Source organism: Vibrio sp. 2134-1 (assembly GCF_033339495.1).
Genome location: NZ_JAWOUS010000899.1, coordinates 1 through 532 on the forward strand (window position 1 = coordinate 1; position 532 = coordinate 532).

The following is a 532-nucleotide window of genomic DNA, read 5'->3' on the forward strand; positions in this document are numbered from 1 at the left end:
CCACTTGCAATGGTAGTGTCGGGAATTATGATCGGTAACTGGACTCGCTTTATTGGATTCTCTAAAGAGAGTGAAGACCACCTAGACCACTTCTGGGAGTTAGTAGATGAGTTCCTAAACGGCGTGCTATTCCTATTAATTGGTATGTCGATGCTGCTATTTAAATTCCATGAAGAAGACTGGATCATGATGGCAATTGCAGTCCCTCTGGTGCTAGCCTCTCGCTATCTCAGTGTCTTTATCTCATACATAGGCTTTAAACGTTACAGAAAATATAACTCATGGTCTGTAAAAATTCTGACTTGGGGTGGCCTACGTGGCGGCCTAGCGCTAGCAATGGCACTTTCAATTCCATCAGGAATTTGGGTGGTTCAAGACAAGCTGATCGATGTAAAAGAGATCATCCTTGTAATGACCTATTCGGTTGTGGTGTTCTCTATCCTTATTCAAGGTTCAACCATTACACCAATGATTGAAAAGGCGAAAGCTGAAGAAAAAAAGATGGAAGATGAAAAGCTAGCTCAAAGCTCTT

Annotated in this window: 1 protein-coding gene; it reads left to right on the forward strand. The window is 42.1% G+C overall.

The genetic code is table 11. The features are described from left to right. Positions 1-532 (forward strand): cation:proton antiporter (locus R7R78_RS29155; protein WP_225474971.1); only part of this gene is annotated, 532 nt, incomplete at both ends.